A 17,493-nucleotide genomic window follows, 5' to 3' on the forward strand; every position below is an offset into this window, starting at 1 on the left:
GTCGGCTCTACCAGGCGCCTCTACCCATCGGCTCTAACCATCGGCTCTAACCATCGGCTCCACTCACGGCATCACGACCCGCCCAGGTACTCATCCTTCAACCGCACGTAATGATCAGCCGAGTAATGCAGCGCTTCGATCTCACTGTCTTTCAACAACCGCGCGGGCCGTGCCGGGTTGCCCAGCCACAATTCGCCTTCGCCCACGACCTTGCCTGGTCCCACTACCGCACCGGCGCCGACGAAGCCGTGCTTCTCCACGCGCGCTCCATCCAGGATGCACGCGCCCATTCCGATCAGGCTGTAGTCGCCGATGGTGCACGCATGGAGGATGCAGCCATGACCCACGGTCACGCCCTCGCCGATCAGCGTCGGATACCCGGCCTTGTTGAAGGGGCTGTGGTGGCTGACATGGATGATGGTGCCGTCCTGCACATTGGTGCGGGCACCGATGCGGACGAAGTTGACGTCACCGCGGATCACCGTGCCCGGCCAGACCGACACATCCTCGGCCAGCTCGACATCACCAATGATCGTGCAGGCGGGATCCACATAGGCGCGCGCGCCGAGTACCGGCATTTTGTCGCGGAAGGGACGTAGCGGGGTCAAGGGATTCTCCAATGTAGCGCCGAGCCAAGCTCGGCGAACGCAGCGGCGGGCAGGCAGCCGCCAAGCAGGGCTCGGCGCCACCGTGTTCGGTGTATCAGGCGACGCGACCGCGGCGCGAACGCTCCAGGTGCACCAGCAGCAGCGAGATCGCTGCCGGGGTCATGCCGGGAATGCGCTGCGCCTGGCCGATGGTCTGCGGCCGCACGCGCTCCAGCTTCTGCAGGGCTTCGGCCGACAGTCCACGCACGATGGCGTAGTCGAAGCTGTCGTGGATCGGGGTGGACTCATGGCGCTGCTGGCGCTCTATCTCGTCGCGCTGGCGGTCCAGGTAGCCGGCGTACTTCACACCGATCTCCACCTGTTCGGCCACCTTGGCGTCCGCCACGCCGGGGCCCAGCGACGGCACCTGCATCAGCTTGGCGTAATCCAGTTCCGGGCGCTTGATCAGGTCCAGCACGTTGGTTTCGCGGCTGACCGCCACGCCCAACACCTGCTCGACTTCGCGGCCCAGCGCGTTGCCCGGCGTCGCCCACACCGCGCGCAGGCGTGCGCTCTCGGCATGCACGGCCGACTGCTTCGTCTCGAAAGCGGCCCAGCGCCGGTCGTCCACCAGACCCATCTGGCGGCCCACCGGCGTCAGCCGCTGGTCGGCATTGTCTTCGCGCAGCTGCAGCCGGTACTCGGCGCGGCTGGTGAACATGCGGTACGGCTCGGTGGTGCCATGGGTGATCAGGTCATCCACCAGCACACCCAGATAGGCTTCGTCGCGGCGCGGGCACCAGCCGTCCAGCCCACGCACCTGGCGCGCCGCGTTGAGGCCGGCCAGCAGCCCCTGCGCGGCCGCTTCCTCGTACCCCGTGGTGCCATTGATCTGGCCGGCAAAGAACAGGCCGCCCACGGTCTTGGTCTCCAGCGACGCTTTCAGACCACGCGGATCGAAGTAGTCGTACTCGATGGCATAGCCGGGGCGGGTGATGTGCGCGTTCTCGAAGCCGCGGATGCTGCGCACCATGGCCAGCTGCACATCAAACGGCAGCGACGTCGAGATGCCGTTGGGGTAGATCTCGACGATGCCCAGGCCCTCCGGCTCGACGAAAATCTGGTGGCTTTCCTTCTCGGCGAAACGCACCACCTTGTCTTCGATGGACGGGCAGTAACGCGGGCCGATGCCCTCGATCTGGCCGCTGTACAGCGGCGAGCGATGCAGCGACTCGCGGATGATGTCGTGGGTCCGCGCGCTGGTATGGGTGATCCAGCAGCTGACCTGCGGCGGATGCTCATCCACCGAGCCAAGGAAGGACATCACCGGGCGCGGATCGTCGCCGGGCTGTTCGTCCATCACGCTGTAGTCCAGCGAACGGCCGTCGATGCGCGGCGGGGTGCCGGTCTTCAGCCTGTCCACCTGGAACGGGCGCTCGCGCAGGCGGGCCGCCAACGTGGTCGCTGGCGGATCGCCCATGCGGCCGGCCGCGTACTGGGTGGGCCCAACATGGATCTTGCCGGCCAGGAAGGTGCCGGCAGTCAGCACCACGGCCGCTGCATCGAAGCGCAGCCCGGTCTGGGTGAGCACGCCGCGCACCTGGTCACCTTCGATGACCAGATCATCCACGGCGGCCTGGAACACGGTGAGGTTCGGCTGCGCCTCCACCAGCGAACGGATCGCCATGCGGTACAGGTTGCGGTCGGCCTGGCAGCGGGTCGCCCGCACCGCCGGGCCCTTGGATGCATTCAAGGTGCGCCACTGGATCCCGGCGCGGTCGGCCGCATGGGCCATGGCCCCGCCCAGCGCATCGATTTCCTTGACCAGATGCCCCTTGCCGATACCGCCGATGGCCGGGTTGCAGCTCATGGCGCCCACGGTTTCGATGTTGTGGGTCAGCAAGAGGGTGCGCGCACCGCTGCGCGCCGCAGCCAAGGCGGCCTCGGTGCCGGCGTGGCCGCCGCCGATGACGATGACGTCGTAACGATGGAAGGAATCAGTCATGGCTCATGCAATGCGGGGCCGGAAGCGGCAGGTGGCGATTTTAGCGCCAATCGGACGAGGCGGTCAGGTCGCTTTTTCAAATGAACCCTAAAGTTGGCACGCTACCTGCAGATAACCCAATAGCACCCAGCGTGATCGGCGCCTCAGGCGCTATGGACCGGAATTGGAACAGGGGCTGGTCCAGATGCACGAGGGGGAAGCGACGGGCCGGCAGTCGGGGGACTGTCCGGCCCAGTTTTTTGCTGTTGGCTGAAACAACAAGGCCCCGCGCGAGCGGGGCCTTGTTGTTTAGTAGGTGCCGACATCCGACAGGGCCGGAACAGGGGGGATCCAGAGTTTCCCATCGGATATCGACATAGCTTGCATGACCCGCTGCGTCTGCTTTGTCACTTTTGGACGCGGCGGGTCATTGACGCTCTAGCTTGAACCTTCCCGACGGAAGGTTCAAGACCCGATCACGGCTCGGCCTGCCGTTCTGTGGAACGGTTCAAATTTCGCCACGGCGAACCGCTCGGACGCGGGGCTGAGGCGGGACGCGGCGGCGCGGCCGGGCGGACCTGCTGCTGCGGCGACGGGCGGTTCATGCCCTGCTGCGGACGCGGACGGGTGTTCGAATCCAGGTTGCGCCACGGCGAACCACCGTTGTTGCCCGGCGGGCGGGGCGGGCGCGGACCATTGTTGTTCGGCGGCCGGGTGGTGGGCGGTCGGTGGCCGTGATGCGGCGGACGGTAGTTGGGGTACGGACGATAGACCGGATAGCCATAGCCGCCACCGTAACCACCGCCGTAATAGCCACCGCCACCGCCGTAATAACCGCCACCGTAGCCATAGGGCGAACCGTAGGGGTAGCCGGCCGGATAGCGGTATTCGGTCGACGGGGCGCCGTGGTAGTAGCCACTGCCGCCGCCTCCGCTGCCGCCCACGTAATCGTAAGTGGCGCAGCCGGACAGGGCCAGCAGCAGCCCTCCGGCAACGATCAGACGCATCTTCATGACAAGACCCCCCATGGGTTATGGACTCCAGCTTCTGCCTAATGCGTTGAATCGCCCCTTAATTCGTGCAACGAAGCATGAATGGTTAGGCGAAGCGGACATCCTGGCACGACGAGATAGGCCGCGACCGATGGCGGGCATACGTTAATCTTTGCACATGAACGAGGCCCCACCCCCTGCCATCGATGTGTTGGTCGCCGCCGCACGGATCGCCCCGCATGCCACGGTGACGCCGGTGCTGCGCTCGCGCACGCTGGATGAGCTGGCGGGTGCCCGGTTGGCGTTCAAGGCGGAGCACCTGCAGCGCAGCGGCGCCTTCAAGTTCCGCGGTGCCTGCAATGCGGTGTGGGCGTTGTCGGCCGAACAGGCCGCCGCGGGCGTGGTGACCCATTCTTCAGGCAACCATGGGGCCGCACTGGCGCTGGCGGCGCTGACCCGGGGCATCGCCTGCCACGTCGTGGTGCCCGAGGGCGCGGTGGCGGCCAAGCTGGCCAACATCGAACGCCATGGCGCCACCCTGTGGCGTTGCGCCGCCAGCATCGCCGCCCGCGAACAGCTGTGCGCGCAGGTGCAGGCGGATACCGGCGCCACCTTGGTTCATCCGTATGCCGATGCGCGAGTGATCGTGGGCCAGGGCACGGCCGCGCTGGAACTGCTGCACGCCGAGGGTCCGTTCGACGTACTGGTGGTGCCGGTGGGCGGCGGCGGCTTGGCCGCAGGCACCGCGTTGGCCCTGCAGCATGCCGCGCCGCAGACCCGCCTGGTGCTTGCCGAGCCGACCGGCGCTGCAGACACGGCGCGCTCGTTGCAGGCGGGCGAGCGGCGTATCGAATTCGTGCCGGACACGATCTGCGACGGCCTGCGAGGCACGCTGGGGGCGCCCAATTTCGAGGTGCTGCGCGCGGCCAAGGCCGAGGTGATCGTGGTGGACGACGCGGCCACTGTGCAGGCCATGCGACTGCTGTGGCAGGTCCTCAAGCAAGTTGTGGAGCCGTCCTCGGCGATCGCACTGGGCGCCGTGCTGGCCCAGCCGCAGCGCTTCGCCGGCCTGCGCGTGGGGCTGGTGCTGTCCGGTGGCAATGTGGACATCGATGAGTTGCCATGGGGAATTGCATGAGCGGGCAGCGGGCTGGCGTATTCGGTTGGCTATGGCGGCTGTTCGTGCTGCTGATGGTCTGGCTGTTCGCGGTGACCGCGTGGATCGTGTGGATCGGCGAACGCGACCAGGCCGCGCATGCTGACGCGATCATCGTGCTGGGCGCAGCCGCTTACGATGCCAAGCCGTCGCCGGTGTTCCAGGAACGCATCCGTCACGGGCTGGATCTGTACGACGCGGGCTACGCGCCGCTGCTGATTTTCACCGGCGGCTATGGCGGCAGCGGTGCGCGTTTCTCCGAATCGCAGGTGGCGCGGCGTTATGCCTTGAAGCAGGGCATACCGGACAAGGCGATCCTGATTGAAACCGCATCGCGCAACACCGTGCAGAACCTGGTGGAAGCCAAGCGGCTGATGGACCAGCGCGGGCTGCACCGCGTGATCATCGTCAGCGATCCGCTGCACATGGCCCGCGCGCTGCGTCTCAGCCGTGCGATGGGCATAGACGCATTGGCCTCATCCACACCGAGCACGCGCTTCCGCAGCTTCCACACCAGCTGGCGATTCCTGGCACAGGAAGTGTATTTCTTCCACCGCGACCTGTTCGTAAAAGCCGCAGGCTAGGGACGAAGAGCAGCCAATGCCGGCACCGTAGCAAACAGCAGCGAATGGTAGTGCCGGCTTCAGCCGGCACCGTGGCAAAGCGCAGCAAATGGTAGTGCCGGCTTCAGCCGGCACCGTAGCAAAGAGCAGCAAATGGTAGTGCCGGCTTCAGCCGGCACCGTGGCAAAGAGCAGCCGACTGAAGTCGGCTCTACCGAGGCCCGTCCAAGGCCCGTCAACGCCCGTCCCTCTGGTCCGTCGGGGCGACGCCCGCGGCATGCCGCGTGGCGCGACCACCGCACCGCACTTACACAGGCCGACGGCGGATCGGGATCGCCGATACCGGCACAGCGGCGATATCCTGGCCCTGCTCGCGGATCGGGGCGCCGGCCTCCGGTGCCCAGGCATGCGCATAGATGACGTCCCAGCTGCTGGGCAACTTTCCGTCGGCGCGCCGCATCGCTTCATACGCCGCCGCAGCCGCGGTGAAGCGGGCGCGTCCGGTCAACGTGCGGCGACGATCCATCCGCGCATTGGTGGCGCCCAACGCCCGCAGCTCACGCATCAGCGCCGGCAGGTCGTCATAGGTCAGGGTGAACAGATCGCGGTCCAGTACCGGATCGCGGAAACCGGCCATCATCAGCGCATCGCCGAACTGCGCGATCGGTGCGAAGCGGCTGACGTGCGGTGACGCGTCGTCGGCGTGGAACGCCTCCGCCAGCTCGATCAGCGTTTCCGGGCCGAACGTCGAACACAGCAGCAGGCCGCCCGGCTTCAACACCCGGCGGAACCCGGCGAAGACGGCCGGCAGATCGTCCACATACTGCAGGCACAGATTGCTGAAGATCACATCCACGCTGTTGTCGGCCAGCGGCAGCGCAGTCGCGTCGGCGCACAGGCGCTGGAACGGCTTCCACCAACCCGCCTGCCGCCTGGCTTCGTGCAGCATCGGCATCGCCACGTCCAGCGCGATCACCTGCGCCTTCGGCCAGCGCTTCTTGATCAGGGCGCTGGCATGGCCGGTACCGGCCCCCACGTCCAGCACGACCTCCGGGCTGCGCGTTTCCAGATAGTCCAGCGACTCCATCAGGCGCTGACGCACCTCGCGCGGCAGTGCAGCCGCTTCGTCGTAGGTCGTGGCGGCCCGCGAAAAAGCGCGGCGAAGGTGGCGGTGGTCGGTACGGGGGTCCATGCGGATCTCGATGAAAAACGGTGCGGCGTCAGAACGTTCCGGGGTAGGCGCCGCCGTCGATCAGCAGGTTCTGCCCGGTAAGGTAGCCGGCCTGCAGGCTGCACAGGAAAGCACAGGCGGCGCCGAACTCATCCGGCTGGCCAAAGCGCCCTGCCGGGATGTGGTCGCGTTTCTGCGCGGCGATCGACTCCATGTCCCCGCCCTGCTGCTCGGCCAGGAAGGCGAAGTTGCCACGCAGGCGATCGGTATCGAACTGGCCAGGCAACAGGTTGTTGATGGTGACGTTGGCCGCCACCGTACGCCGTGCCAGCCCCGCGACGAAGCCGGTGAGCCCGGAACGCGCACCATTGGACAGCGCCAGGATGTCGATCGGTGCCTTCACCGATGACGACGTGATGTTGACGATGCGGCCGAAACCGCGCGCCATCATCGCATCCACCGTGGCGCGGATCAGGGCTATCGGTGCCAGCATGTTGGCATCCAGCGCGGCGATCCAGTCATCGCGCTCGAAGGTGCGGAAATCACCGGCAGGCGGGCCAGCGGCGTTGGTGACCAGGATATCCACCTGCGGGCAGGCCGCCAGCGCGGCGGCACGTCCTGCTTCGGTGGTGACATCGGCGGCCACGGCGATCACCTGGCCTGCGCGGGGCAGGGTACGCAGCACCGCCGCGGCCTGCTGCAGGGCGGTCTCGCCCCGGGCGACGATCACCACGTTGACCCCTTCGGCGGCCAGCGCACGCGCGCAGCCCAGGCCGAGCCCCTTGCTGGCGCCGCATACCAGCGCCCAACGTCCCGCGATTCCCAGATCCATGTCAGTTCACCTTGCGATGCGTACGACGGTTGGCCGTCATCCGTGCATTGTCGGGTGACGGCCAACCGCCGTCACTATCCGCTGCATGACGAAGCGTTGCAGCTGCTCCGCTACCTCGTCGGCATGGCCGAGGAACGGGGCGTGGCCACCGTGGGCAATCGTGTACGCACAGGCGTGCGGGGCCATCGTCGCTGCGGCATGGGCCGCAGCGGGCGGCACCAACCGATCGCGCTGGCCGGCCAGCCACAGGCTGGGCACAGGCAAGGTGGGCAGGGCGCCCCGCAGATCGGTGGCTTCGAGCAGGTGCCGGCCGTCCGCCGGCACGCGCGCAGCCGGCGCCCCGCTGTCCAGCAGGCGCTGGCGCAGGCCGCGCAGATCCTCCCGGCCTGGCGCGACGTTCATCAGGTCCAAGGCAAGGAAACGATCCACCGTGGCGGGGAAATCCTCGGACAGGTCGGCGGCGAACTGCGCGAATACCGTCGCAGGAACCGCGTGGGCCCAGCGCTCATCGCGCACGAAGCGCGGCGACGAGGCCAGCATCACCAGACCCTGTACCTGCGGCTGCGTCGCCGCGGCATGCAGGGCGAACAGTCCGCCCAGTGACCAACCACACCACACCGCCGGTGGCGTCGCCGCCGCAATGACGCTGACGACCGGTGCCAGCTGCAGCGGCGTGGTGTCATCGCGGCTGCGGCCATGGCCGGGAAGGTCCACGACGTGCACGGTGAAATGGTCGGTGAGACGTTGCAGCAAGGGCGCGAACACATCGCCCTGCAACGCCCAGCCGTGCAGCAGCACCAGATCGGGGCCGCTACCGCTGACTGAAATATGCATACGGGTCGCTCAGACGGTGGCCGCGACAGGCAGCACGGTGCCGGACTGCAGCCCATCACGGGCGAGCGCAATGGCATCCACCAGGGCCTGGACCTGTGCGGGAACGTGCAGCGCCGACAGACGCACACGCACGCGTGCCGCGCCATCGCCGCTGGCTGCCGCGTCGATGGTCTCGATCCACCAGCCGGCCTGCTGCAGATTCCGGGCGATGGCCTGTGCGTGCGAATCGGAGGGAAAGCTGAGTGACTGGATGGGCATTTCCGAGGCCATCATCGCGAGCCCGCGGGTGCGCGCTGCAGTGCGGAAGGTGGCCACCAGCTCGCCCAGTTTTTCGCGGCGCCAGTCATCACGGCAGGCCAGGCGGAGTGCGGCCGTCGATGCGGCGGCCAGTGCAGGCGGCAGCATCGGGGCATACCGGTAGGGGCGCGCACAGGTGGCCAGGTGCTCGATCACGTGCGCATCGCCCAGCACCAGCGCACCGGCACCGCCCAACGCAGTGTCCAGCGTCACGGTCTGCAGCGGCACGTCGGCCACGCCCAGTCCGGCGGCCGCCACGCTGCCGGCGCCGTGTTCGCCCAGCACGCCCACGCCGTGTGCATCGTCCACGTACAGAAGCGCTTCCTGCAGCCGCGCAACCAAGGCCAACGACCGCAGCGGGGCGGCGTCGCCATCGGTGCAGAACACCGCCTCGGTCGCCAACATCGCCGCACCTTCACCGGCATGCTTGAGCTGGCGCATCGCGCCTTCTGAATCCAGATGCGGATAGCGGCGCAGGCGCGCGCCTGCCAGGGCGGTGGCGTCCAGCAGGCTGGGATGGTTGAGCTGGTCCTGCACGCAGACGTCGCCGTCTTCGCCCAGCAGCGCCTGCTGCACGGCCAGGTTGGCCAGGTAAGCGCTGCCGAACAGCAGAGCACGGGGGTAACCGAGCCACTGCGCCGCTTCGCGTTCCAGGACATCGTGCACCGCATGGCGGCCGCCATTGGCCGGCGAGGCGGTGGTACTGCCGTCGCGTGCTGCCGCATCCTGCAGGGCGTTGACCACGCCGAACTGCTGCGCCAGGCCCAGGTAGTCACTGCTACGGAAGCTGGTCAGCCACTGGCCCGCCACTTCCACGCGCACGCCATCGCGACGGCCGATCGCCGCAGGCAGCGCCGTGCCCCCGCTGGCAGGCAGGGTCTGGACGCGGGCAAGCAGATCAGGACGGGCCATGGCGGCGGCAGCGATGCAAGGCGGCCTAGCGTAGCAAAACGGTGCGGCTGCAACCGGGTGGTGGACGGCGTCCGGCCGTCGAGCCCCGCTTCAGGGGCGCAGCGCCGACGCCGCGGGAACCTGGATCACGATAGGGGGCGGAGGGGAAGAAACACCCCTCTCCGAATGAGAGCGAACCGTTCCCACCATGATGTTGGCGATGGTGAAGAGCCCCACCAGCACGAGAACAGCGGTCGCAATGAACCCCCCCTTCATTTCACTTGAGACCTTGTGGAGATCTGCACGCACGGCCTCTACGTCTGACTTCGTGGCCAGCGTGGGGGTGATGCCTTCGAGCTTGGCGAGGCGGGATTCCATCGCAGTATCGTCCGGTGGAAGGGGCAGGGCTTCAACATGCTTGGATGTGCGTCGCATTCTAAGCGCCTCATTAGGGCGCAGCCATCAGGAATCGTGCCCTGCCGCTACCGGAAATCGCCACGTTTCCACACCTGCGTCGGACATCGATAGCAGAGATCAATGACCCATCTGGCTTCGCGTTTGGCGGGCGACCCTCGTTGGTCATCACAAGCATGAGGCCATTCCGCACTTTCCCGATACCGCGCGCTGCCCGGGCTTCGCATGCTCAGGTCCATGCATATCCCCGGCCTCTATACGCTGGCCAACCGCCTGGCCCACACGCTGCTGCCCCCCGTCTGCCAGATCTGTGCAGAACCCGGCGAGCAGGACCGCGAGCTCTGCGCGGCCTGTTGCCTTGCGCTGCCTTGGCATACCGACGCCTGCGCGCGCTGCGCCGCGCCCCTGCCGGACGATGCCGCGGCACTCTGCTTTCGCTGCGAGGAATCGCCGCCGCTGCTGGATGCCGCATGGGCCGGATTCCGCTATGAAGATCCAATCTCCGGGTTGCTGCTGCGCTACAAATTCCACGAAGACCTCGCCGCGGGGCGACTGTTGGCGCAGTTGATGGCGTTGTCACCGCCGCCATGGGACGCCGTGCCGCTTGTAGCAGTGCCACTGCACCCGTCGCGGCTGCGCCGACGCGGGTATGACCAGGCCGCGCAGCTGGCCAGGCAGCTTGGATTGCCGCGCTGGCAGGGACTGCACCGCGTACGTGCCACCTTGCCCCAATCCGAACGCAGCGCTGATGCCCGACGCCACAACCTGGACGGCGCATTCGCCGTGCGCGGCGACGTGCCGGAGTCGGTTGTCCTGGTGGATGACGTGATGACAACGGGAAGCACGTTGCATGCGTGTGCCGAGACCTTGCGCAACGCGGGATGCCAGGACGTGAGGGCATGGGTGTGTGCACGCGTGCCGTGATGGCAGATGCCCGCGCCAAGGGGTGGCACATGTGGGTGTTTGCTTGGAACCCGCCTCATACCCGGCGTGATGCGATCCGTCCTTCGCGCGAATACACGCTAGCGCGCAGCTCAACGCCGAGCGCACGCATTGCGCCCAGCACCGTGCTGAAGGTGAGTGTGCGTTTACCGGTCAGCTGCCGGCGCAGCACGTCGATGGACAGGCCGCATTCGCTTGCAACGTGATGCAGATCGTCGTGGCCGATGATGAACAACAGGGTCTCGCCCATGGTGACGGGATCACCAACACTTTCGTGGATGCTGGCGTCGATGTAGTCCGCTATCTGCAGGGGCGTGCGCGGTCGCTCGTCAGTTTCGAAGACGGTCGCGTCGGGCTTTGAGGGCGGTTCCGGTGGCAGCGGGCTCACTCGGCGCACCGATGTGCGGCGACGGAGGTGGGCAGGACGTCGGACAGGCAGCCGATCACATCGTACGGACGTACGGTGATGGAAAAGAGGTGGGTCATTGGAGCCTCGCGCATCGCAGGGAAACCACCTGCGCCGGAGCGCAGGGTGGCGGGCGGTGCGGGTTGGCGTACCGGACATCTTCAAACAAAAAACCGGCGGATCGGGATCCCCGCGCACCGTCCGCCGTATGACCGGCAGAGCAGTGCATTCTCCGCCGTGCCCGAGGGCAACAACAGAGCTAGATGTCTGAAGATGAAGCGGGACGCCAATCCCGGCTGACGCGTACAGCGCCAACCCGATCATCCTGCGCGGCCTTCCGCAGGCGCGTCCATCAGGAAAGCTGGATTCTTTCGTCAGTCAGCCCTTCAAGCGGGCGATAACGCATGGCCCATAAAAAAACCGACGCTGCGTGGGGCAGCGTCGGTTTCGGCATTGCTTGCGGCGACGGGGCGAACCCCGTCAGCGCAGATCAGGAAGCCTTCATCGCATGCTTGCGGGCGCGCATGACCGCATGGGTCTCCTGCACTTCCGGCAGCAGACGGGTGACTTCAGTGCGCACCGGAGCCGGCACGTCGTTGTCGGTCAGCACATCCTTGAAGGCCTTCAGCAGGCGGTCTTCGGATTCTTCCAGCTCGGCCACATAGCCGTACTGGGTGTCGCCCAGGGTGGCGCGGATGTTGCCGTACATCTTCTGCACCGAACCCACGAAGGTACCGTGCTCTGCCGGCTCACCACCGGTGGCGGCAACCGTGCTGCTCAGCGAGGACACGATGTCCGACTTGCTGCCGGCAATGCGGGTGAACAGGGCAGCCAGCTCGGCGTCCTTCACCTTGGTAGCGGCTTCGCTGTAGAACTTCTGACCATCACGGGCGATCTCGATCAGGTCGTTGAGGCTGTGTTCGATCTTGGACTGGGTGCTCATGTGTAGTGCTCCATGTGAGTGGTCGTTTGGAACGGCGAGACAGATGCCGTGCCGTTGGAGACCACCTTGGACGAGTGCATATGCAGTGCGGGTGAGGACCCATTGATGGGTTCGTCATGTGCCGGAACGGGGGTTTAACAGACCCGACTGACCCCGCCCGGCGATGGGTCAATCGCGGTCCAACTTGATCGCCAACCCATCGGCCGTATTGCGCACCACGATCACGTCGAAATCCCGATTGCCGTTGATGGCTTTCATCTCGACCTCGTCGGTGCCATCGGTCCTGATCGCATACACGCCGGTGCCGAACTCCTTCGACAACGCATTGGAGATCATCACCGCGGCCGCCTCGTGGTTGGTGGCCGCAGGAATCGCAATCGCGACATTGGTCGCTTCACCGCCTGCGGGGGTGACGGCCAGGGTGATCTCGCCATCCGTCTTGGCCCGACCCTTCAGATCGATGTTCCATTCATTGGCGGGCGCGGCGAACGCAGCCGGCGCAGCCATGCCGAATGCGGCAGCCATGACCAAGGGACGGATAAGCGGGGTACGCAGGAAGTTCATCGTTGCCACTCCTCGTTGATGCGGGCAGCTGCCCGACGGTAGGCCGATGCTGGCCCAGAGGAGTTGGTGATGATGTGAACCAGCGCGATGGGCGACGTCGATGGTTGACGTTCGATGGACTACGGCGGGAATCGAACGGGACCGGCATGCGACCGCTGGCGGTAGAGCCGCCGGTAAAACCGCCGGTAGAGCCGACTTCAGTCGGCTGCTGTTGGATCTGAAGGCAGGACGTCTTCTGCGGAAATCAGCCGACTGAAGTCGGCTCTACCTTGAGCCCCAGCCCCGTGCGAAAGGCCCGGAAGCGGAGTGAAGCAAGGGAATTGGTGCGCCCGGAGGGATTCGAACCCCCGACCAATGGCTTCGGAAGCCACTACTCTATCCGGCTGAGCTACGAGCGCGCTGGCCGACTAGTGTAGCGGAAAGTTGGAGGATTGGGCAGCGGAGGCCGACCATGCGCAGTCTTGCTGGGATGTCGGATCACTGGCCCAGGAGCTTGGGTCACCTGGAGGCTGAGTCCGCCTTTGTCCGCACGCTCCTTAACGCCTGAATATGTGGAGCTAGCCCGCTTGCGAGTACTCGGGCGGCATGCATGCTCGGATGATGAGCATCGAAGAACAGAGAGGCGCCGCCCGCGGTCAGCGCACACTGACCAGAGCGGCAGAACAGATCGGTCGGCAGATAGATCTGCGCCGACGGCTCCATCCTCCGCCGGAAGTCGTCGATTGCCGTGGAATCCAGTTCGACGAACGGCAGGCCTCCTCGAGCCAGATACGTAGGAACATCAGAGTGTCCGTCGATCGCAGCATAAGGGCCTATGACGATCACCTGCTTTCCTGCGCCCCTCAGTCGTTTCGCCGTGTCGGCAATGCGGGACTGCAACAGCATCGATTGCTCAATTGCCTCACCGTAATAGGCGACAAGCACAACGGTCTGAATTGAAGTGTCCGAAGATAGATAGTCGAAGACCCGAGAATTGTGCGCTTGGCAATGAGGGCGGTCAGGTTTGCTGGGTTGCGCAGGGGCCGGCGGGCACGAGGAGTAGGTAAGTTCACGGACGGAGAAACCCTGCTCGCTGATCGCCTTGGCAAGCTCAACGCCATGACTGTCGCCCCAGACTGCTACGGACGGGACGCCCTGACCAAGCACGCAGGAATGTTCCAACGACGGAAGCCCTCCTTCGAAATGACAGCGCTCACGGTCGGAACTGCGGTCATCGCGGCTGGCGTCAAAGGCGATCACAGATTCCGAAAAGCGTGACGGCCAACCACCCAATGAAGCATATGCTGCCGACGTCGCAATGATCAACAGGGACGAAATGACCACCGTGAAGGCAAGATGTCGGCCGCTGAATACTGTCTTGTTTCGGGTAGGCGATTCAATGAATCGCCAAGTGAGCCACGCGGCTGCAACAGAAATGCCAATTACCGCAAGTTTGCCTCCAGCACTTGCCAGCCATCCCGAATTCCGGAAGAAGACCACCAAAGGCCAGTGCCATAGATATAGCGAGTAGGAAATGAGTCCAATGCGGACCAATGGAGCGGCGGACAATAGTCGCCCAGTCCAGCTCGACTGGCCGCTGTAGATCAGCAGGGCGGCACCCAGCACCGGTACGACGGCCCAGTAGCCGGGAAATTCGATAGCTTTTGTAAAATAAGTAACGGCAAACAAGATCAGGCAAATGCCAACGACGCCAAGGACGTTGTTCATAAGCCTTGTTGCGGAACCAAAGGGCTGATCTCGCGCTGATACAAGGAGCCCCAGTAGAGAACCAGCGAGCAGCTCCCAGGCGCGAGTCGGTATAAGGTAGAACGACGCACTGGGCTTTAGCGGAGTCAAGTAGATGCAGGCTGCAAGGGAGGCAGCCAAGCCGGCGCAGATCAGCGGAATCTTAAAACGAGGCATGAAGCGGAAGATCACGAAGAGCGCAAGCGGTGCAATCAGATAGAATTGCTCTTCCACGCCCAGTGACCACATGTGAAGAAGTGGTTTAGCCTCAGCGTCGGCGGCGAAATAGCCAGACTGTCGCCAGAAATTTATATTTGCGACAAAGAGAAGTGCCGAGATGGAGTCACGTCCAAGGTTCGCGAAATCGCTCGGTAGAAGGAAGGCTGGTGATGCCGCCAAGACGAAAGCGAGCACTGTAAGCAGCGCAGGAAATATCCTGCGAATACGCCGCTCGTAGAATGATCTGATGCTGTAACGATCCTCCGAAATCTCGCGGATGAGGATCAGTGTGATCAGGTATCCGCTGATGACAAAGAAAACATCTACACCAACGTAGCCGCCGGGAAAGCCCGGAACTCCCGCGTGATACAGAAGTACGGGGAGGATGGCGAGTGACCGGAGGCCATCGATGTCCGGACGATACTTCGGGGGGCTCATGCAGGACCTTTGTTGCTAGATTTGGTGTCAGCTGTGCTGGGTACAGGGCGCGTCGCGGGTGGCATGTTTTCTAGATGAGCAGGTCACCCAAGAATCATGCCCGCTAGGCGCTTGGGAAGAAGCCGGCGAAGTAACAATACAAGCGCGATGCATGCAAACAATGTCATTGATGTCGAGAGAAATATGTAGACCGGTTGAAGTCCGATGATCGCAGGGTAGCTGCCTAGAAAGCGCTGTATAGGGGTCAGCAGGATCATGTGGACAAGGTAGACAGCGTATGAATTCCGCCCCGCCAACGCGAGGAATGAGTCGTGGTTGAAGACGGTTCTACTTCTCGACAAACTGAGTATCAATAGGAAAAATGTTACTGAATAGAGAGTGTTGGTTAACTTCAACTGGGAAGTGCCAAAGCTGTAGTTTCCGTGCCGTGCCCAGAAGTATCCCTCGATAAATCCCGCGATGGCGAAGATGAAGGTCAGAGTGATGAATTTTCGTGGCCCATTAAATGAGCTGCTTCCTGCCGCCTGCCGCTGGGCGGCGTAAATACCCAAGTGATAGAAGGGGTACCACACGAAGAATGGCAAAGCATAAGCCGGAAATTTAGAAATCGGGCTTTCAGGGTGGAGTGCTGGAAAGTAGTAAGTGAAAAAAAGTCCGATGGCGGTAATCGTCATCATGATCAAAAAGTGTTTTCGTCCGCTCTTTATGCGGGTGATCAGCGGCGTGAGCAATGTGTACTGAGTCAGCACGATTACGAAATAGCCTATGCCGATACCTGTTCCAAAGAGATAAGCCTTTACCGCCTCTTTGATGTTTAGTGATTCAGTAATGGCATCCTGAGCAAGATAGATCGTAGTCCATATAAAGTATGGAGCAAGTATTCGGACTAGTCGCTTGCGATAGAAATCAACTGGCGAGCCGGACGGGCCGCGGCCAGCGAAAAAGCCGGCCATCGCCAAGAACACTGGCACTGCAAAGTTTACGATTTGGCGCAATCCTATGCCAAACAGCCCTGTAAGAGAGTTGGGCGGGGACGAGGAAAGCTCGCCGCAGGAGTGGATTACCACCACCGCAACAATTGCGAGGCCCTTCCATACATCCCAGTAGGATGATCGTGTTGAATTTGGCGCCGGTCCTCGCATTACTTCCCCGGAATCGCTCTTTGTGAGCTTCATCTGGCTACATCGCGCTGCAACGGGGAAAAGGCAGGGTGGTGTGCACCCATGCTCTGCGGGTTCTCGCCTTGCATTGTTCCCGCTCTGGAGAAGTAAGGTCCCTTGGCAATGAAGGAGAGCACGGCAAGGTAAGCGAACAGGAATGCCGAGAGCGGGGCGTACGCATCGATATCCTGGAAGATGCAGTAAACCAGGAATGAGGGCACTGCCGCGATCATGGCGATGGAGTAGCCGCGGGGATCGCCAGCATGTCCGGCTCCGAGTGCCCTGAGTAGTGCTTTGGCTGACCATAAGGCCGGGATCACAAGGAAGAGAGCAATTGAAAGTGCTGCGCCGATAAGTCCGCCTCGAACGAGTAGCGACAGTATGGTCGAATGCGACCCGATGGGGATTGCGGTCTGGTCCAATCTTGGCTTCACGCCAAGGCCAATCAATGGGCCTTCCTTGAGTGTCACGTCCAAAGACATCTCATAGATTGCGAACCGTGTGTCCGAAGATGCTTGTCGCGCCGAATTAATGACCTCGAGCACTGGTGCCGCAAACGTCAGTCCAATGATTGCGGTCAAGACCGATCCTGTCACTATCAGCTTTCTGTTCTTGCGGAGCGAAAGTACGAAGTAGATTGCCAGCCCGGCGACCAGGCCCAAGATCGCACCGCGAGTCAAGGTGGCGGCCATGGTGCATAGAAGTGCGAAGATGAAGACGTAGCTGAGGGCGCGGCGACTACGATTGAGTGAGGCCAGGAAGAAATAGCTGGAGAAGGCAATCAGTGCCGCGCTTGAGGTGGCATTGGTCGAAAGTATCGTAAGCCTGGGAATGCTGGACTCGGCGAACCAATCCACGTCAATGAGCCAGGATTTCTGGTAAAGCCCAAGAAGATTGTCCTGTGCTGGGGTTATGATTCCGAAAAGCGTCGGAAAGGAAAGGCTGTTTACACCTCGGAAAAAAAGGAGGTAGACGCAAGGGACGCCGATCAGTACTGAGAATAGGCCCACTTTCCCCAGTGCGCTGAGTAGATCGTCTAGTGCTTTAGGGTTCGTACGGAAGCTCTGATTAAGAAATCCGTAAATTATGTAGCCATTTGTGAGGATGGAAATGTTGTTCAGCGCAGCGACAACGCGGGAAAGGTCCGCGGCACCGGATGCGGCAGACATCATCATCGACAATCCGAGTAGGCTGATCAGCGTAAGCAGCAAATACTGAAACGCATCACGCGGCCGCAGTGCCTGTGGCGCTGCAATTGCGGCAAGTAGCGCGGCAACGTGAAAGATGAAGAATCCTGTGCCCAGCACCCACCAGAGTGGTGTCAGCATGAAGGTTGTCGTAAGTACTCTTAGCGCGCTGATTTTCATGGTCGGGTA

At 63.5% G+C, this 17,493-nt stretch carries 17 protein-coding genes and 1 tRNA gene; 3 read left to right on the plus strand and 15 right to left on the minus strand.

Going from position 1 to position 17,493, the window contains the following annotated elements; all coding sequences use genetic code 11:
* Window positions 1–71: 71 nt before the first annotated feature.
* The 3 genes from IFT65_RS15540 to IFT65_RS15550 all read right to left on the minus strand — a co-directional run bounded on the left by IFT65_RS15540 (window position 72) and on the right by IFT65_RS15550 (window position 3,584).
* Entirely contained in the window at window positions 72–608 is a 537-nt protein-coding gene (locus IFT65_RS15540) for a gamma carbonic anhydrase family protein (RefSeq protein ID WP_192082177.1), read from the minus strand.
* A 94-nt stretch (window positions 609–702) separates the two neighbouring features.
* Window positions 703–2,592 carry a tRNA uridine-5-carboxymethylaminomethyl(34) synthesis enzyme MnmG gene (gene mnmG, locus IFT65_RS15545; RefSeq protein ID WP_192082178.1) on the minus strand — a complete coding sequence of 630 codons (1,890 nt, stop codon included), beginning with the start codon at window positions 2,590–2,592 and terminating at the stop codon, window positions 703–705.
* 455 nt (window positions 2,593–3,047) lie between these two features.
* Window positions 3,048–3,584 (minus strand): hypothetical protein, encoded by a 537-nt coding sequence (locus IFT65_RS15550; RefSeq protein ID WP_192082179.1) that lies wholly within the window; start codon window positions 3,582–3,584, stop codon window positions 3,048–3,050.
* A gap of 157 nt (window positions 3,585–3,741) precedes the next feature.
* Between IFT65_RS15550 and IFT65_RS15555 the strand changes: the two genes are divergently transcribed.
* Together IFT65_RS15555 and IFT65_RS15560 are read left to right on the plus strand one after the other, a co-directional pair.
* Window positions 3,742–4,701 (plus strand): pyridoxal-phosphate dependent enzyme, encoded by a 960-nt coding sequence (locus IFT65_RS15555; RefSeq protein WP_192082180.1) that lies wholly within the window; start codon window positions 3,742–3,744, stop codon window positions 4,699–4,701.
* A complete protein-coding gene (locus IFT65_RS15560; RefSeq protein ID WP_192082181.1) occupies window positions 4,686–5,303 on the plus strand; it encodes a YdcF family protein in 618 nt (205 codons plus the stop codon). Before IFT65_RS15555 ends, IFT65_RS15560 begins: the two co-directional genes overlap by 16 nt.
* A gap of 285 nt (window positions 5,304–5,588) precedes the next feature.
* Here IFT65_RS15560 and bioC read toward each other — a convergent pair whose 3' ends face one another.
* The 5 genes from bioC to IFT65_RS15585 all read right to left on the minus strand — a co-directional run bounded on the left by bioC (window position 5,589) and on the right by IFT65_RS15585 (window position 9,684).
* Window positions 5,589–6,473 (minus strand): malonyl-ACP O-methyltransferase BioC, encoded by an 885-nt coding sequence (bioC, locus tag IFT65_RS15565; RefSeq protein WP_192082182.1) that lies wholly within the window; start codon window positions 6,471–6,473, stop codon window positions 5,589–5,591.
* A 28-nt stretch (window positions 6,474–6,501) separates the two neighbouring features.
* Window positions 6,502–7,284: an SDR family oxidoreductase gene (locus IFT65_RS15570; RefSeq protein ID WP_192082183.1), complete on the minus strand. Its 783-nt coding sequence runs from the start codon at window positions 7,282–7,284 to the stop codon at window positions 6,502–6,504.
* A 36-nt stretch (window positions 7,285–7,320) separates the two neighbouring features.
* Window positions 7,321–8,118, minus strand: a complete 798-nt coding sequence (bioH, locus tag IFT65_RS15575; RefSeq protein ID WP_192082185.1) for a pimeloyl-ACP methyl ester esterase BioH — start codon at window positions 8,116–8,118, stop codon at window positions 7,321–7,323.
* A gap of 9 nt (window positions 8,119–8,127) precedes the next feature.
* Window positions 8,128–9,327 (minus strand): aminotransferase class I/II-fold pyridoxal phosphate-dependent enzyme, encoded by a 1,200-nt coding sequence (locus IFT65_RS15580; protein WP_192082187.1) that lies wholly within the window; start codon window positions 9,325–9,327, stop codon window positions 8,128–8,130.
* Between the two features lie 90 nt (window positions 9,328–9,417).
* Window positions 9,418–9,684 (minus strand): hypothetical protein, encoded by a 267-nt coding sequence (locus IFT65_RS15585; RefSeq protein ID WP_192082189.1) that lies wholly within the window; start codon window positions 9,682–9,684, stop codon window positions 9,418–9,420.
* 273 nt (window positions 9,685–9,957) lie between these two features.
* On the opposite strand from IFT65_RS15585, the gene IFT65_RS15590 reads away from it, so the two are divergent.
* Window positions 9,958–10,644, plus strand: coding sequence for a ComF family protein (locus IFT65_RS15590; RefSeq protein ID WP_192082191.1), 687 nt, complete (start codon window positions 9,958–9,960; stop codon window positions 10,642–10,644).
* A 55-nt stretch (window positions 10,645–10,699) separates the two neighbouring features.
* Here IFT65_RS15590 and IFT65_RS15595 read toward each other — a convergent pair whose 3' ends face one another.
* From IFT65_RS15595 to IFT65_RS15625, 7 genes are all read right to left on the minus strand, one after another.
* Complete coding sequence (locus tag IFT65_RS15595) at window positions 10,700–11,050, minus strand: transcriptional regulator (protein ID WP_192082192.1); 351 nt, start codon at window positions 11,048–11,050, stop codon at window positions 10,700–10,702.
* A gap of 508 nt (window positions 11,051–11,558) precedes the next feature.
* Complete coding sequence (locus IFT65_RS15600; RefSeq protein WP_188325330.1) at window positions 11,559–12,011, minus strand: PA2169 family four-helix-bundle protein; 453 nt, start codon at window positions 12,009–12,011, stop codon at window positions 11,559–11,561.
* A 168-nt stretch (window positions 12,012–12,179) separates the two neighbouring features.
* Window positions 12,180–12,575: a hypothetical protein gene (locus tag IFT65_RS15605; RefSeq protein WP_192082194.1), complete on the minus strand. Its 396-nt coding sequence runs from the start codon at window positions 12,573–12,575 to the stop codon at window positions 12,180–12,182.
* Between the two features lie 321 nt (window positions 12,576–12,896).
* Window positions 12,897–12,973: transfer RNA gene (locus IFT65_RS15610), tRNA-Arg, on the minus strand.
* A gap of 100 nt (window positions 12,974–13,073) precedes the next feature.
* On the minus strand, window positions 13,074–14,957 hold the full coding sequence (locus IFT65_RS15615) for an acyltransferase family protein (protein WP_192082196.1): 1,884 nt from the start codon (window positions 14,955–14,957) through the stop codon (window positions 13,074–13,076).
* 83 nt (window positions 14,958–15,040) lie between these two features.
* Window positions 15,041–16,132: an acyltransferase gene (locus IFT65_RS15620; RefSeq protein ID WP_192082198.1), complete on the minus strand. Its 1,092-nt coding sequence runs from the start codon at window positions 16,130–16,132 to the stop codon at window positions 15,041–15,043.
* Complete coding sequence (locus tag IFT65_RS15625; protein WP_192082200.1) at window positions 16,129–17,484, minus strand: O-antigen ligase family protein; 1,356 nt, start codon at window positions 17,482–17,484, stop codon at window positions 16,129–16,131. Before IFT65_RS15625 ends, IFT65_RS15620 begins: the two co-directional genes overlap by 4 nt.
* Window positions 17,485–17,493 lie beyond the last annotated feature (9 nt).

Origin of the sequence: Stenotrophomonas sp. CFBP 13725, from assembly GCF_014841935.1 — a bacterium.
Lineage (GTDB): Bacteria > Pseudomonadota > Gammaproteobacteria > Xanthomonadales > Xanthomonadaceae > Stenotrophomonas.

Excerpts from the sequence above, each read along its gene's own strand:
- IFT65_RS15605 (WP_192082194.1), bottom strand. The coding sequence starts at position 12,575 with ATGAACTTCCTGCGTACCCCGCTTATCCGTCCCTTGGTCATGGCTGCC.
- IFT65_RS15580 (WP_192082187.1), bottom strand. The coding sequence starts at position 9,327 with ATGGCCCGTCCTGATCTGCTTGCCCGCGTCCAGACCCTGCCTGCCAGC.
- IFT65_RS15555 (WP_192082180.1), top strand. The coding sequence starts at position 3,742 with ATGAACGAGGCCCCACCCCCTGCCATCGATGTGTTGGTCGCCGCCGCA.
- IFT65_RS15620 (WP_192082198.1), bottom strand. The coding sequence starts at position 16,132 with ATGAAGCTCACAAAGAGCGATTCCGGGGAAGTAATGCGAGGACCGGCG.
- IFT65_RS15585 (WP_192082189.1), bottom strand. The coding sequence starts at position 9,684 with ATGGAATCCCGCCTCGCCAAGCTCGAAGGCATCACCCCCACGCTGGCC.
- bioC (WP_192082182.1), bottom strand. The coding sequence starts at position 6,473 with ATGGACCCCCGTACCGACCACCGCCACCTTCGCCGCGCTTTTTCGCGG.
- IFT65_RS15590 (WP_192082191.1), top strand. The coding sequence starts at position 9,958 with ATGCATATCCCCGGCCTCTATACGCTGGCCAACCGCCTGGCCCACACG.
- IFT65_RS15600 (WP_188325330.1), bottom strand. The coding sequence starts at position 12,011 with ATGAGCACCCAGTCCAAGATCGAACACAGCCTCAACGACCTGATCGAG.
- IFT65_RS15570 (WP_192082183.1), bottom strand. The coding sequence starts at position 7,284 with ATGGATCTGGGAATCGCGGGACGTTGGGCGCTGGTATGCGGCGCCAGC.
- IFT65_RS15625 (WP_192082200.1), bottom strand. The coding sequence starts at position 17,484 with ATGAAAATCAGCGCGCTAAGAGTACTTACGACAACCTTCATGCTGACA.
- IFT65_RS15615 (WP_192082196.1), bottom strand. The coding sequence starts at position 14,957 with ATGAGCCCCCCGAAGTATCGTCCGGACATCGATGGCCTCCGGTCACTC.
- mnmG (WP_192082178.1), bottom strand. The coding sequence starts at position 2,592 with ATGACTGATTCCTTCCATCGTTACGACGTCATCGTCATCGGCGGCGGC.
- IFT65_RS15560 (WP_192082181.1), top strand. The coding sequence starts at position 4,686 with ATGGGGAATTGCATGAGCGGGCAGCGGGCTGGCGTATTCGGTTGGCTA.
- IFT65_RS15550 (WP_192082179.1), bottom strand. The coding sequence starts at position 3,584 with ATGAAGATGCGTCTGATCGTTGCCGGAGGGCTGCTGCTGGCCCTGTCC.
- bioH (WP_192082185.1), bottom strand. The coding sequence starts at position 8,118 with ATGCATATTTCAGTCAGCGGTAGCGGCCCCGATCTGGTGCTGCTGCAC.